The organism is Nostoc sp. C110 (assembly GCF_043099725.1).
Lineage (GTDB): Bacteria > Cyanobacteriota > Cyanobacteriia > Cyanobacteriales > Nostocaceae > Nostoc > Nostoc muscorum_A.
The window spans coordinates 136,008-149,864 of sequence record NZ_CP171148.1 but is presented as its reverse complement, the minus strand read 5'-3'; the positions used below and the strand labels follow the sequence as shown (position 1 = coordinate 149,864).

Here is a 13,857-nt window from a genome sequence, read left to right as displayed (position 1 = left end):
CAATGGCAGCATTAAATAAACGTCAAACCAATTCCCAAACCAGATTATCACTGGTTTCTTCAGTCTCTAACAAAAGCCAAGTCACTCAGATTCGCCTGCGGATATATATTCCCAAATGCTATCTGCAAGCGCCTGTGATTTCACAATTAATTTCTAGTTACGGCTTGGTAGTTAATATTACTAAGGCTATGCTACAACCAAATACAGACGAAGAAGGGTGTTTTGATATTGAACTAAGGGGAACAGTACCACAAATCTCTAACGGTTTGGCTTATCTGGAATCCCTGAATCTTAGAATTGTGGGCAAGCCGAATGCAGACGGCGATAGCTGGTTTTGTTGAAATAATCTAAATAATTTAAATTTCGTAGTACCAAATATCTTCTTCTCGCACCACAATTCGATGCAGGGAAAGACGAGCAATTAAGCCTTCTTGCTCAAACTGTCCAAGAACACGAGTGATAGTCACACGAGTTGAACCTAGCATTTCCGCCAAGTCTTCGTGAGTCAGACGCATATCTATTAAACGTCCCTTTTCAACTTCCGAACCAAACTTTTTAGATAACCATGCCAACAGCTTGATCAGCATGGTATCAACTTTTTTATGGCTACGAATAACCATCAATTCTTGAGCTTGTTGGATATGGGCAAGTAGAGTTTCTGTTAGTTGAGTCCACTCCTCTACAGGTAAGACTGTCGCCTCTACTTTAGTTAGGCATTCCATCTGATAAGGTTCTAATTTTGACAAAGACTTACCAACAATATCTCCAGGGCCCCACAATCCCAAAGCGACGGTTGTACCATCTTCCAAATAGGTAAAAGTCCTGACAAAACCAGTTTCAATCTTCCAAAGTCCGTTTGGATGCTCTGGTAGAAATGACCTCCGGGCAAAAATTTCTTTAGTATTATTACTGTTTAAGCTAGTTAAATTTGCATATAAAGATACCATGACTATAACACTATTCTCCGATAAATTAACCGTAGTATTATATTTATATCAGGTTCTAAGAACCTATGGGTATTTTAAAAAAGGGAGTGGGGAGTGAAGAAGGGAATAGGGTACAGGTTACAGAGTACAGATAATTCCCTATCACCTGTCACCTGTCACCTCTCCCCTCCATTCCCTAAATTCCCGCACCATCAAGAAAATCTTCAATCATCCCATCAGAGTTTTTGCTCTTAGGGTTGTCGGTTAATTCGTCGCCAAGCTCTGTTGGGGATAAACTTGATTGATCTTGCAACTCCTCGAACTGTTTCTCTAGAGCCTTGACACGTTCAAATAAAGCGCGGATAACTTCAGCTTCTACGTCGCGCACTTTATCATGATCCAGAACATTGGTAGACAAGTTGTTCTGACGAGTCACGCGCCCTGGAATCCCGACTACAGTTGTGTTACTGGGTACATCTCGCAGCACCACAGAACCGGCTCCAATACGGACGCGATCGCCAATTAGAATATTTCCCAATACCTTTGCACCGGCTCCCACAACCACATGAGAACCTAAAGTTGGATGGCGTTTGCCGCTCTCTTTCCCAGTTCCACCTAAAGTCACACCTTGATAAATCAGGGCATAGTCGCCCACGATCGCAGTTTCACCAATCACAACTCCCATACCGTGGTCAATAAACACTCCCTGTCCAATTAATGCCCCAGGATGGATTTCAATCCCGGTTAAAAACCGACTAATATGAGAGATAAACCGAGGTATGAAGGGAATTCCAATTTTATAGAGCCAGTGTGCCAATCGATGGAATATTAGGGCTTGGAGTCCAGGATAACAGAACAATACTTCTAGCCAGTTACGGGCTGCTGGGTCACGCTCAAAAATGGTTCGCAAATCAGTTATTAGCATACTCTGTTGAGATTTTCGTTGGTAAGTGAGGCTCTGAAAACAGAAACTCAGGATAATTCCCACAAAAAGATCGAGTCATTTATGGGAATTATGTAAGATAATAATCTACGGTAAGTCGATAGAATATAGTGTTTTTATGGTTAGTAAGTGGGATGCTATCACATTCCACACTTTGAAAAAATTAATTTCGGATAAACTGCGATAAGTCCCCCAATTCACCGTAGTATGTTGAGTACAGTCTTGAATAGCCAAAACTACGCTCTCTTGGATCTGTCTTCCAAAGTGGAATATGCATTGCTAGCACTCTTAGAACTGGCAAGCCACCACGGAAAAAAACTTCCTCTAACCATGAGCGAGATCACTACCAAACAACCTATACCTGAACGCTATTTGGAACAAATTTTGACCAACCTCCGGCGTTCTGGTGTGGTGCAGAGTCAACGCGGCTCTAAAGGAGGTTTTGTTTTAGCTCGTGAACCTTGGCAGATTACACTGCTGGAAATTGTGACTTTAGTCGAAGGTGAGCGGAAAGAGAAAGATACATCTGACTCTCCGACTCTAGAAAAGACTCTGGTTTATGAAGTTTGGGAGCAAGCTAACGCTGCTTCAATTGAAGTATTGGGTCGCTATACACTCCAAGACTTGTGCGAGGAAAGAGAGACTCGCGCCCAGCAAAGCCCGATGTATTATATTTAGACACGACGGAGTATTCACATGCGGATAGCGAAAGATATCACAGAGTTAATCGGACGAACTCCTCTAGTTCAATTAAACAAAATTCCCCAAGCTTCAGGAGCGGTTGCTCGGATTGTGGTGAAGCTAGAAAGCATGAATCCAGCATCTTCTGTGAAAGATCGGATTGGCGCGAGTATGGTGGAAACGGCGGAAGAAGCAGGCTTGATTCACCCCGGAAAAACTATTTTAGTAGAGCCGACTTCTGGGAATACAGGAATTGCGCTAGCGATGGTGGCGGCCGCTAAGGGGTACCATCTTATTCTAACGATGCCTGACACAATGAGCCACGAAAGACGATCGATGCTCAAAGCTTATGGCGCTCAATTAGAGTTAACGCCAGGTGTAGAAGGGATGCGAGGAGCGATCGGTCGTGCAGAGCAGATTTTAGCTCAAACGCCTAATGCTTATATGTTGCAGCAGTTCCGCAACCCCGCCAACCCGAAAGTTCACGCCGAAACCACAGCAGAAGAAATCTGGAATGATACCGATGGAGAGGTGGATATTCTAGTGGCGGGAGTGGGTACTGGTGGGACGATTACAGGAGTTGCAGAAGTTATTAAAGGACGGAAGCCAAGTTTTCAAGCGATCGCAGTTGAACCAAGCAGCAGTCCGGTATTAACGGGTGGGAAATCAGGGCCTCACAAAATTCAGGGTATTGGTGCGGGATTTGTCCCAGCAATTTATCGTCCAGAATTAGTGGATGAAGTGATTCAGGTAGCGGATGAGCAAGCGATCGCTTACAGCCGTCGCCTAGCAAAAGAAGAAGGATTGTTATCGGGCATTTCTACTGGTGCTGCTTTATATGCGGCTATTCAAGTAGCACAACGTCCAGAAAATGCAGGTCGTCTAATCGTCATGATCCAGCCTAGCTTCGGCGAACGCTACCTCAGCACCTCACTATTCAAAGATCCAGAAGAGAATGAGTGGTTGAGTAAAGTTTGATTCTGCATAACGATTTTAAGTAAATATACCAGGTGATTAGAAATCGCGGCTACACAAACGAAGTCCGCCTACGCGGACTTGAAGAATTTGAAACCCACGGAGGTGGGTTTTGTTTGTATAGCCGCGTTCGCCCTTGGCGTGCCGGAGGCTCTATTCCATTCGCCAGGGCTTCGTGAACAGCCCTTAAAATAGGGCTAAAGCCCTCACTACAAACCTTTTATTATTCACGCCCACTTACTTAGAATTTTCGCCAATTTCATCTACACTTTCATTATTTTTCACCAAAATAATCAAACAGAAACAACTAGCAGCTAGCTTTATTAAGCTCAAAGCTTCACTTTTTAATACAATAAAAGCGCCTAATCCTATAAGAATAAAAGGCACAAAATTATTAATATAGCGAGTCAATATATCAGCTATTACTCTGTAGTGAGTTAATTTGTATGCTCCATAGCACCAAATCCCTAATAATAGAAAAAATAATCCGATAATTACCACAAAACTCTTTAAGTTGCTGCTAGCAAATAAAGGCACGTAGACACTAATATTATCGCTACCATTGGCAAGTGTAACGGCTGCCACACTGTAACTTTGGGGAGAAAAAAAACTCGTAATTGTTGATATCTTAGCCTCTTCTGTCGTAGCAACAACTTCTTTTGATGAATCTTCTTCCCGATTCACCAAACTACTGATACCTATGGACATTGGCAATAAACCAAGTAATCCAATCCAGTTTTTAGATAATACTAAACCACCAAATAAACCAGGAAGACTAAGGATTAGCAGAACTGTAAAACCTAAAAACTGACCAGCAACGATATGCCGAGGACGAAGGCTAGTATTTATTTGAGAAAAAAACAATAATAAAATGACAATATCATCAATATTAGTGGCAATGAACGCAATTGACCCTGTAGTAATTGCAGTAACTAATTCGTTCATATTTTACAGCAGTTTTCAGGTCTTGAGACTGATCAGATAGGGAATGGGTATTAAAGAGTAGTGTAGTTCAATTACTTGAAAGGTTAATTTGGTATGGTGAGAAATCGTAGGTTCTAAAAATCCAGCATGAGTAAGTTAGGGACAGTCTTCAGTGAAGGAATTATTGCCTTCATCGCCACTAACATAGATGACATAATTATCTTGTTAATATTTTTTTCACAGATAGATGTTAATTTTCGGCGGCGGCATATCTTACTTGGTCAATATCTGGGTTTTTCAGCCATTATCATCGCTAGTTTACCAGGATTTTTTGGGGGATTGGTCATACAGCGAGAATGGATAGGATTGCTAGGATTGCTACCAATTGCTATTGGTATTCAACAATTAATATATAGAAAAGAAGAAACTATAACAGTTCAAACAGTCAGTAGTGATTTTAATCAACCTACGCCTACTAATCCGGTATTGTCTTTTATTTTAAGTGTTTTGCACCCCCAAACCTATAAAGTGGCAGCAGTAACGATCGCTAATGGTGGTGACAATATTAGTATATATATCCCTTTGTTCGCTGGTCAGAATCTTGCCAGCTTGGGAGTAATTCTAAGTATATTTTTTATCATGGTAGGGGTTTGGTGTGCGATCGCTTATTTTTTAAGTCGTCAACCTACCATTGCTTATATTTTAAGTCGCTACGGTAAAGCTGCTGTACCTTTTGTGTTAATCGGCTTGGGTCTGTTCATTATGTATGAGCGAGGTACATTCACTCTACTACCTTGGGTGAGAAGTTAATCAATGTTGGATGTTGAATGCTGGATTTGGGATCTAAAATCTCAATTTGCTTACACTTGATGAACTAATTTCCAACTCACCATCATCAAAATGGCGTAAATAATAAACCGTAGTGGGCGCTGGGGAGCTACTTGGCAGATTTTAGCACCTAGCAGAACTCCTGGTACAGAGCCTAGCCAGATAGGTATTACCAAATTCCAATCAACTGTTCCCAGGCTGAGATGACCAAGGGCTGTAAACAGTAGTAAAATTGCTGCGTGTGAGATATCAGTACCCACTAACTTCCGTGCATCTAAACGGAAAAACCCAATCAGCACTAGGGCAAACATTGAACCTGATGAGACGCTAGTTAGACCAACTAAACAGCCTAAAATGGCCCCCAAAGTGATTGTTATAAAGCGGCCAAAGTTAGTTTCTAAGTCTAACTTTGGTAGTTCGGGTAAGTTGAATTTGGGTAAAAATGTCAATAACAACAATTGCACTAGTGCTAAGGCTGTGACTAGCAAAATCATCACACCAAGCAAACGGAGCAAGATGTTATCCAGATTATAATCACCTGTACGTTTAAGAACGTGCAAAATTCCCACTCCAAACAGTGAGCCTGGAACACTCCCGAATGCCAGCCATTTGACAACTTCTATATCCAGGGTTTTCTGTTCCCAATGCTTGACGCTACCAACAATCTTCATCAATGTGGCAGCTACAACATCAGAACTCACAGCGATGGAAGGCGGAACCTGAAAAACAAAAATCAACATTGGGGTAATGAGAGAGGCTCCGCCAATTCCCGTCAAACCAACTATGATGCCAACGAAGAAGCTTAAGAATGGTAATGATAAATAGTGCATACTCTTTGGGGGTTTGAGAAAGTCAGCTAGAACTTCACTACTAGAGAGCAATAACTCAGCCGAACTACAGCCCAGTGATAGAGCTAGTCATGGCAAATTATTGTGTTTCTCAAAGGATGAGTGACACAAAGAAAGGTTTATCTAGCTAAAAATTAGGGCAGAAGATTACTGGACAACTTAAAACCTGTCTGAAAGTTTTTGGAAGTATGACAACTGACATTTAGCTGAAACAGACTTTTATAACTGCTTATGGGTCAGTTGTTTTACTAAATCAACTTTTTACTGGTTTTTCTGCGGTTTTACATGTAAAAGCCGGTAAAGCTATGTACTTACCGTATTTTACTTGTAAACACGATCAAACGTCCAGCGTATTCGTTTTGTATATCGCTATATTTTCTGGATAATACACCGCAAGTCTAATGACTCATGGAAATTTTGTTTTTTACAACCCCGTTAAAATCCTGTTTGGCAAAGCTCAAATCGCCAATATTACTGCTGAAACTTCTGTTGATAACGCTGTGTGCAACTTTCTCTCACACCTAACCCCCAACCCCTTCCCTACTAGCGTTGGGGAGCAATAATCAAAGCCTATCGACCTTTCGGGGAGAGGAATGGAAGTGGGGTTTTAAGAATAAGTATCGCGTGTTGATGCTCAAAAAAACATCTCATTACCTAGAGTGGAGGTAGCATTAAAACTAACGGCGTTTATAACCGGGTGAAGTCTGCGTTATCTGGACTACACAAAACACTTGACTCACAAGCATGTATAATGATAAAAATAAACAGACCAAATGGTCTTTAATTTTTAATTCGATAAACTACACGACTCCCTAGTCTAATAAATCGCTGTAATGTCCAAAGGCGAAGAAACAAAAAGTAGAATTCTCCACCAAGCAGCCGAACTGTTTAACCAACAAGGGTATGCAGGCTCATCAATGTCAGACATCATGCGTGTGACTGGATTGCAAAAAGGAGGAATTTACAATCACTTTCAAAGCAAAGATGATCTCGCATTACAGGCTTTTGATTTTGCGATCGCTCGCATTAAACAGCATACTAGATTTGCATTGCGAAACAAACGCCATGCAGTAGAACGCCTGCAAGCAATCATTGGGATATTTAGTAGCTTCGCAGAAAATCCACCTATCAAAGGAGGGTGCCCACTGCTGAATACTGCTGTGGAAAGCGATGATGCTCATCCGGCGTTGCGGGAACGCGCTCAACAGGCGATGAACTCTTGGCTGCATCTAATTCGTCGAATTATTGAAACGGGAATTGCCAAGGGTGAAATTCGCTCTGAAGTAACTGCTGATGAAATTGCCACCGTCATAATTGCAACGCTAGAAGGGGCCATAATGATGAGTAAGCTTTATGGAGATTCAATTCACATGCACAGGGTAATTAATCACCTGAATCAATACTTGGAAACTCACCTTTAAATGTATGGTACAAATCAAAGTATATTCTTTAGCAGACAAATTAAACCCTATTAAAACGGAGCTATCAAATGTAATCCATACCTCCCTCATAGAGGTTTTACAGATTGCCCCTGAAAAAAGATTTCACCGTTTTTTCCCACTGGATAAATCAGATTTTTACTATCCATCTGATAGAACAAACAATTATCTGGTTATCGAAATTAGTATGTTTGAGGGGCGCTCAGTGGAAACAAAAAAAGAGTTGATTCGCCTGCTAATTAAAAATATCAATGAAAAATTCAATATTCCTATATACGATATTGAAATCACCATTTTTGAAACGCCCAAATCGAACTGGGGTATTAGAGGTTTACCTGGCGACGAGTTAACCTTAAACTACAAAGTAGAAGTTTGAAATTATTGTGAGTAATGGGTTATTAGGCAATAATTACCAACTAATTGAAAAAAGTAAAATTTTTTCTAATTTTACAGACCGATCGGTTTTAAAATATCAAGAGAAATAATGCTAGTAAATAACAGTTTGCCCAGACCATTAGAAGTAGTATTAGAAATTCCTGTAAGAACATACGACATTGACTTTATGGGAATCGTAAGCAATATTGTATATATCAGATGGTTAGAGGATTTACGTTTAAAGTTTTTAGATGAACATTGGCACCTCAATCAACAAATTGATCAAGGATATGCACCTGTTCTAGCTGGAACTGAAATTGAATATAAACGCCCAATAAAAATTATTGACCAAGTAATTGGACGTTTATGGCTAAGTAATTTAGGACGATTGAAGTGGACTGTACAAGCTGAAATTTTATCTAATAATGAGTTAGCAGCAGTAGCTAGTCAAAAGGGTGCTTTTGTCAGTTTACAAAATAGTCGTCCTATTCCTATTCCAGAGGAATTAAAGAATAAATATTTAGAGCATCAAAAAGGAAATCTGAAAGACTATTCATAAAGTAATATCCTTGCGTTAAGACTTTATTCTCCCTAACCTTCCTTAAAAAGAAGGGAACTAGAGGAAGCCTTTTTAAGGTGAGTCTAGGCGCAGCAAGTTTTCTGACTTACCTAATCTTAAAGGAAGCTTTAAGTTACCATATATTTAAGAACATGAGGAGTGAAGAAAATTTCTTCTCATCACTCCTCATCAGCTACTCCTTACACTTGCCTCAAGTACATCACTAAACTGTTGTATGAAACCTCTAACTAAAGATGCACTTTATTGTTAAATAAAAAAGTATCTATCTAAACAAATACTATGGAGATACAATCCTTACACAGTATATATTAATCTGCTTTGATTTTTGTTCGCACGGCGTGGCGTAGCCATAGTTACGTGGTTAGGCAATAGGCAAGAGGCAATAGGCAATAGGAAAGAAGGCTTTTTGAGTTGTACGGGGTTTTTTCAAAAATCAAATACGAGTCTTATATCTTGATCAAGCTTATTGATATTTATCAGCATCATAATTAAAAATATAATAAAATCCTAGTTTGTAGTAAGCAATGAATCATTCATAGAAAGGTTTATCAGGACTACAGCCATTACTACAAACTTGAATTTATTTACACTTATTAGGACACAATAGTCAAAACCCTGATTCTCAGGTAGGGGCAATTCATGAATTGCCCCTACTGTGTGTAGTTTTGCGTAAGTCGTAACTTAGTTACTTAAACAGTGACAGGTTATTTTCAAACAAACTCATTTACTTAGTTGCAAAAAATTGTAGGTTGGGTGGAGGCTTTGCGTAACCCAACATTCTGATATATGTTGGGTTGCGCTCCGCTTCACCCAACCTACGTTTAATAAACTATTTTAGCCTTGACACGCCACTAGTTACTTAAACAGTGACAGGTTATTTTCAAACACACTCATTTACTTAGCACCAGTCAATATATTTTCGATATCCGCTAGCTGTGGAACTCCTGAAAAACTTGGACTATTAATGATAAAGAAAGGTGTGCCAGAAACACCCAATTTCTCTGCTAATTGGATATCTTTTGTAATTGCGGGAGTCGCAAGAGTAAGATCGCGTTTAAATTTACCTAAATCTAGATTCAGCTTTTTAGCAATATCTAAATATAAGGTCTCACCTAATTGCTTTTGATTAGTAAATAGCGCATCATGATATTCCCAAAATTTGCCCTGTTGATATGCTGCCCAAGCTGCTGTCGCAGATGGTAATGCTTCAGCATGAATTGAAATTAGGGGTAAATTCTTGTAAACCAATTTTACTTTATCTGGATACTTTACTAACAACTGTTTCAATGTTTTATGCGCCTCGGCACAGTAGGGACATTGAAAATCGGAAAATTCTATCAGCACAGTTTTTGATTTAGTTGAACCTGTGGTGGGAGACTCACCAATTACTGTTTGAGGATTCGTCTTTAAATCTTGTAAAAATGTTTGCTGTGCTTGCTTGAGTTTTTGTTGTTGCTGCTGCTGATAAGCTTGAACAGATTCAATAATTGCCTGTGGATGTTCGCGGATAATTTGTAAGACTTGCTGTTCTAATTGCGGATCAATCCGGCTAGCAGCTTGTGCAGGAAATGACCAGGTGACAACTAAACAGAGCAGACTTATAGCTGCCCAAGTACGCATATACTGAATTAATGGGCTAAACAAATCAAAGAATTTACTCATAGAAAAACTCATAAATATTTTTGTCTAACTTTATAGACGCGCAGTTGCTTCGGCTTCAAAGTACGCTTCAAGGAAAAATCCCATAATCAAAGTTATGAAAATTCCCTTTTTACTGATTAAAAAGATCCAGCGATCATCCCAACAAGTAAAATAAAACCAATCCACACGTTTTGCCGGAACATCTTACCATAAATAGAATTAGGTAAATCTCGCTGTCTTAATCGCAGAGATTGCCAAACCCATCCCATAGTAGCAACTGCAAGGCTAATCCAAAAGGGTAAGTGCAGATTTATGAGCAAACCTAACCAAGCCAATAACAAGATTGTGCCAGCAAAGAAAATTCCGATCGCTACAGGGGCATAATTCCCAAAGAATAGGGCGCTTGAATTAACACCAATGCGGCGATCGTCTTCCTTGTCGCTCATGGCATAAACTGTATCAAATCCTAATGTCCACAGTACAGTCGCGCCCCAAAGTAACCAAGTTGGTAGAGTGATGGTTTGTGTAACTGCACTCCAACTAATCAACACCCCAAAACCCCAGGCAATGGAAAGTACCAGTTGCGGTACAGGAAACACTCGCTTTGCGCCTGGATAAAGGACAATTACGGGCACTGCTGCCACACATAACCAGAAACTTAGGGGGTTAAGGTAAAGGGCCAGAATAGCTGCACATGCTAGCGATATGATCGCAACTACAATCCCAACTTTCACAGACAAAGCACGAGAAGCGAGGGGGCGATCGCGTGTTCTCTCCACTTCTGGATCGATATCCCGATCCCATAAATCATTGACAACACATCCCGCCGCACTTGTGGCCAGAGTACCCAATATAATTACACCAACCAGAGGTAAAGGTGGTTTTCCAGAAGCTGCTAAAAACACTGCCCAAAGAGCAGGAATCATTAAAATTAACCGTCCTTCTGGTTTATGCCAGCGTAAAAGCCGGATAATTACAAGCCAAACTGGTAACTGGGGGCGTTCTGGCATCGTTAACATAGAAATCAACAAATAACTTTAGATAGATGAGTTCACACATCTTTACATCTATAGAATAACGTTATTTGTTATTTGTAAAAACATCACCCAAAATGGCAACTTTAAATATCTTTTAATAGTCGCTAGCGTTAGACGCATTAGGGTGAATATACTTAGCTCAGTTGCCCTTGACGAAACTGAGTTGCGAGTGCTGAGTATTTTTTTATTTACTCAGCATTCAGTTTGAGTAAGTGCGTTGCAATAAATATCAGTGCCAGCTACCCCGACATACCACCGTTTGCCATCATTTCTTATAAAGAGAGAAAACTAGATGCAGAATTTAGTTTCGGCTAGCTGGGAGAGTTCTGCAACTCAACCACCTAACCAACATCGGATTATTGCTGCCATTGACCTGGGAACAAATTCTCTACACATGGTAGTAGTTAAAATTGACCCGACGCTACCAGCCTTTAGCATTATCGCCAGAGAAAAAGAAACTGTGAGACTTGGCGATCGCAATCTTACCACTGGAGAACTCAAACCAGAGATCATTAAAAAGGCGATCGCTGCTTTAGGACGCTTCCAAGAAGTTGCCAAAACCATCAATGCTGAAACAATCATTGCTGTGGCGACTAGTGCCGTGCGCGAAGCCCCAAATGGTAAAGATTTTTTGCAAAGAGTAGAAAAGGAATTGGGTTTAAGCGTTGACTTGATTTCTGGTCAAGAAGAAGCGCGACGAATCTACCTTGGCGTGCTTTCGGGAATGGAATTTCACAACCAACCCCATACCATTATTGATATTGGCGGTGGTTCCACAGAATTAATTTTGGGCGATAGTCACGAACCGCGCACTCTCACCAGTACCAAAGTTGGTGCAGTGCGACTCACTAGCGAGTTAATCACTACCGATCCCATCAGCAACACGGAGTTTATGTATTTGCAATCCTATACACGCGGTATGTTAGAACGTTCCGTGGATGAGGTATTAGCAAATTTCCAGTTTGGAGAATCCCCCCGTTTGGTGGGTACATCTGGCACGATTGAAACCCTGGCGATGATTCATGCACGAGAAAAGTCAGGTGTTATTCCTTCCACTCTCAATGGCTATCAGTTTAGTCTTAAAGACTTGCGAGAGTTGGTAAATCGCTTGCGGAAACTGAGTAATTCCGAAAAGTCTGCGATTCCGGGAATGCCAGATAAGCGGTCTGAAGTTATACTGGCTGGTGCAGTAATACTACAGGAAGCGATGACCCTTTTAGGCAGTGAATCGATCGCAATTTGTGAGCGTTCTCTGCGGGAAGGCGTAATCGTAGACTGGATGTTAGGCCACGGCTTAATTGAAGATAAGCTGCGTTACCAAAGTTCAGTTCGAGAACGGAATGTTTTAAAAATCGCTAATAAATACCACGTTAACTTAGAGTATAGCGATCGCGTCGCCAAATTTGCCGAGAGTTTATTTGATCAAACTCAAGGTACGTTACATCACTGGGGATCTGACGAGCGACAACTGCTATGGGCCGCTGCAATATTACACAATTGCGGTCATTATATCAGTCATTCGTCTCACCACAAGCACTCTTACTATCTAATTCGCAATGGTGAATTACTTGGTTATACAGAAACCGAGATTGAAATCATAGCCAACTTAGCACGTTATCATCGCAAATCGCCGCCCAAGAAAAAACATGAAATTTACCAGAGTCTGCTGACTAAAGAGCAGTGCCAAATGGTTAGTCAATTGAGTGCAATTCTAAGATTGGCGGTGGCACTAGATAGACGACAAATTGGGGCGATATCTCAAGTGCAATGTGAGTATTATCAACAACTTCGACAGGTAAACCTGCTGATTTTTTCATCTCAAGCTGATGATGACTGTGCTTTAGAGCTTTGGAGTTTAGATTATAAAAAAGGAGTGTTTGAGGAAGAATTTGGAGTTAAATTAGTAGCAAGTTTAGAAAAACCTTTTAGAAAAATTTAAGGTTGCTCAATTCTTTGAGAAAGTAGGGTGCGTTAACGCAGTGTAACGCACCTGTTACAAAACAAGATTTTGCAGTTAAAGAAGAATTCAGCAGTCAGAATAAATATACTCTCGACAGGATGCTCCTCGTAGTTTGCTTCTTTGCAGGTTTTACTCAACGCTATCCGCTTTTTCGGTTAAAATCCTGAATGAACACTGACTCCTAACTCCTGAATTCTGTTTTGATAAAGATGATTTCAGAAGTAAAATAAACCTTATTTCTAATTTTGGCATCCTACTTAAGGAGCAATTTATAAAGTGTCCTAAGAAGCATTTAAAAATTAAAATTAGTAATTAGAATATAGTTAACAATCTATTTAATAGGTTATGTTGCTATCGGATACCTAAGCCGGGAAAACTTAGGTATCCTTCTATAATATAAAATCTCAAGAAAGCAGTTGAGACTGCTTGTTTTTCTGCATTGAACCGCTTCACGCGCAGAGAAGCAAGTCCTTTGCTCATGTGGTCAAAGTTTGAGGAACTGGCTAGATACAGATATAAAAAAAGAAGTAAAAATGCTGAACTTTTGGTAAAAGTGCCTAATTTTAAGCATTTGCGTTTGTTAACTAATAAAGCTTTTTCAAACTATCCGTCTACTGAAAAACATATTCAACCTCCTGTAACTTGAGCTACACCTGAGTATTCTTCCCTGCTCATTGAGACACTACACGATGTTGTCAAG

At 40.2% G+C, this 13,857-nt stretch carries 15 protein-coding genes; 9 read left to right on the top strand and 6 right to left on the bottom strand.

What is annotated here, in order from left to right; genetic code table 11:
- The first annotated feature begins 2 nt into the window (after window positions 1-2).
- Window positions 3-341 (top strand): NIL domain-containing protein, encoded by a 339-nt coding sequence (locus ACFFRD_RS06475; protein ID WP_392480844.1) that lies wholly within the window; start codon window positions 3-5, stop codon window positions 339-341.
- 15 nt (window positions 342-356) lie between these two features.
- Here the strand turns inward: ACFFRD_RS06475 and ACFFRD_RS06470 are convergent, their stop codons facing one another.
- Window positions 357-947: a Crp/Fnr family transcriptional regulator gene (locus ACFFRD_RS06470; protein ID WP_163929767.1), complete on the bottom strand. Its 591-nt coding sequence runs from the start codon at window positions 945-947 to the stop codon at window positions 357-359.
- A 175-nt stretch (window positions 948-1,122) separates the two neighbouring features.
- Window positions 1,123-1,851 (bottom strand): serine O-acetyltransferase, encoded by a 729-nt coding sequence (gene cysE / locus ACFFRD_RS06465; protein ID WP_220186622.1) that lies wholly within the window; start codon window positions 1,849-1,851, stop codon window positions 1,123-1,125.
- Between the two features lie 225 nt (window positions 1,852-2,076).
- On the opposite strand from cysE, the gene ACFFRD_RS06460 reads away from it, so the two are divergent.
- The 3 genes from ACFFRD_RS06460 to ACFFRD_RS06450 are packed head-to-tail and all read left to right on the top strand — an operon-like array spanning window position 2,077 to window position 3,704.
- Window positions 2,077-2,547, top strand: a complete 471-nt coding sequence (locus ACFFRD_RS06460) for an Rrf2 family transcriptional regulator (RefSeq protein WP_174713315.1) — start codon at window positions 2,077-2,079, stop codon at window positions 2,545-2,547.
- 18 nt (window positions 2,548-2,565) lie between these two features.
- Complete coding sequence (cysK, locus tag ACFFRD_RS06455) at window positions 2,566-3,528, top strand: cysteine synthase A (protein WP_114080548.1); 963 nt, start codon at window positions 2,566-2,568, stop codon at window positions 3,526-3,528.
- A gap of 32 nt (window positions 3,529-3,560) precedes the next feature.
- Window positions 3,561-3,704: a hypothetical protein gene (locus ACFFRD_RS06450; RefSeq protein ID WP_392480843.1), complete on the top strand. Its 144-nt coding sequence runs from the start codon at window positions 3,561-3,563 to the stop codon at window positions 3,702-3,704.
- 58 nt (window positions 3,705-3,762) lie between these two features.
- Here the strand turns inward: ACFFRD_RS06450 and ACFFRD_RS06445 are convergent, their stop codons facing one another.
- Complete coding sequence (locus ACFFRD_RS06445) at window positions 3,763-4,470, bottom strand: cadmium resistance transporter (RefSeq protein ID WP_392480842.1); 708 nt, start codon at window positions 4,468-4,470, stop codon at window positions 3,763-3,765.
- Window positions 4,471-4,596: 126 nt separating this feature from the next.
- Here ACFFRD_RS06445 and ACFFRD_RS06440 point away from each other — a divergent pair, with 126 nt between their 5' ends.
- Window positions 4,597-5,259 (top strand): cadmium resistance transporter, encoded by a 663-nt coding sequence (locus ACFFRD_RS06440; protein ID WP_114085251.1) that lies wholly within the window; start codon window positions 4,597-4,599, stop codon window positions 5,257-5,259.
- Between the two features lie 50 nt (window positions 5,260-5,309).
- Here ACFFRD_RS06440 and ACFFRD_RS06435 read toward each other — a convergent pair whose 3' ends face one another.
- Complete coding sequence (locus ACFFRD_RS06435) at window positions 5,310-6,107, bottom strand: sulfite exporter TauE/SafE family protein (protein ID WP_392480841.1); 798 nt, start codon at window positions 6,105-6,107, stop codon at window positions 5,310-5,312.
- Window positions 6,108-6,958: 851 nt separating this feature from the next.
- Between ACFFRD_RS06435 and ACFFRD_RS06430 the strand changes: the two genes are divergently transcribed.
- From ACFFRD_RS06430 to ACFFRD_RS06420, 3 genes are all read left to right on the top strand, one after another.
- Window positions 6,959-7,546, top strand: a complete 588-nt coding sequence (locus ACFFRD_RS06430; RefSeq protein ID WP_392480840.1) for a TetR family transcriptional regulator C-terminal domain-containing protein — start codon at window positions 6,959-6,961, stop codon at window positions 7,544-7,546.
- Window positions 7,547-7,550: 4 nt separating this feature from the next.
- Complete coding sequence (locus ACFFRD_RS06425) at window positions 7,551-7,940, top strand: tautomerase family protein (protein WP_392480839.1); 390 nt, start codon at window positions 7,551-7,553, stop codon at window positions 7,938-7,940.
- 108 nt (window positions 7,941-8,048) lie between these two features.
- The gene (locus tag ACFFRD_RS06420) at window positions 8,049-8,498 is read left to right on the top strand and encodes an acyl-CoA thioesterase (RefSeq protein ID WP_392480838.1); all 450 of its coding nucleotides are present in this window, start codon (window positions 8,049-8,051) and stop codon (window positions 8,496-8,498) included.
- Between the two features lie 915 nt (window positions 8,499-9,413).
- On the opposite strand, the gene ACFFRD_RS06415 is transcribed toward ACFFRD_RS06420, so the two are convergent.
- Both ACFFRD_RS06415 and ACFFRD_RS06410 read right to left on the bottom strand, forming a co-directional pair.
- Entirely contained in the window at window positions 9,414-10,181 is a 768-nt protein-coding gene (locus tag ACFFRD_RS06415; protein ID WP_392480837.1) for a DsbA family protein, read from the bottom strand.
- A gap of 116 nt (window positions 10,182-10,297) precedes the next feature.
- A complete protein-coding gene (locus tag ACFFRD_RS06410) occupies window positions 10,298-11,179 on the bottom strand; it encodes a 4-hydroxybenzoate solanesyltransferase (RefSeq protein ID WP_392480836.1) in 882 nt (293 codons plus the stop codon).
- Window positions 11,180-11,489: 310 nt separating this feature from the next.
- Here ACFFRD_RS06410 and ACFFRD_RS06405 point away from each other — a divergent pair, with 310 nt between their 5' ends.
- On the top strand, window positions 11,490-13,136 hold the full coding sequence (locus ACFFRD_RS06405; RefSeq protein ID WP_392480835.1) for a Ppx/GppA phosphatase family protein: 1,647 nt from the start codon (window positions 11,490-11,492) through the stop codon (window positions 13,134-13,136).
- The last annotated feature ends 721 nt before the right edge of the window (window positions 13,137-13,857 follow it).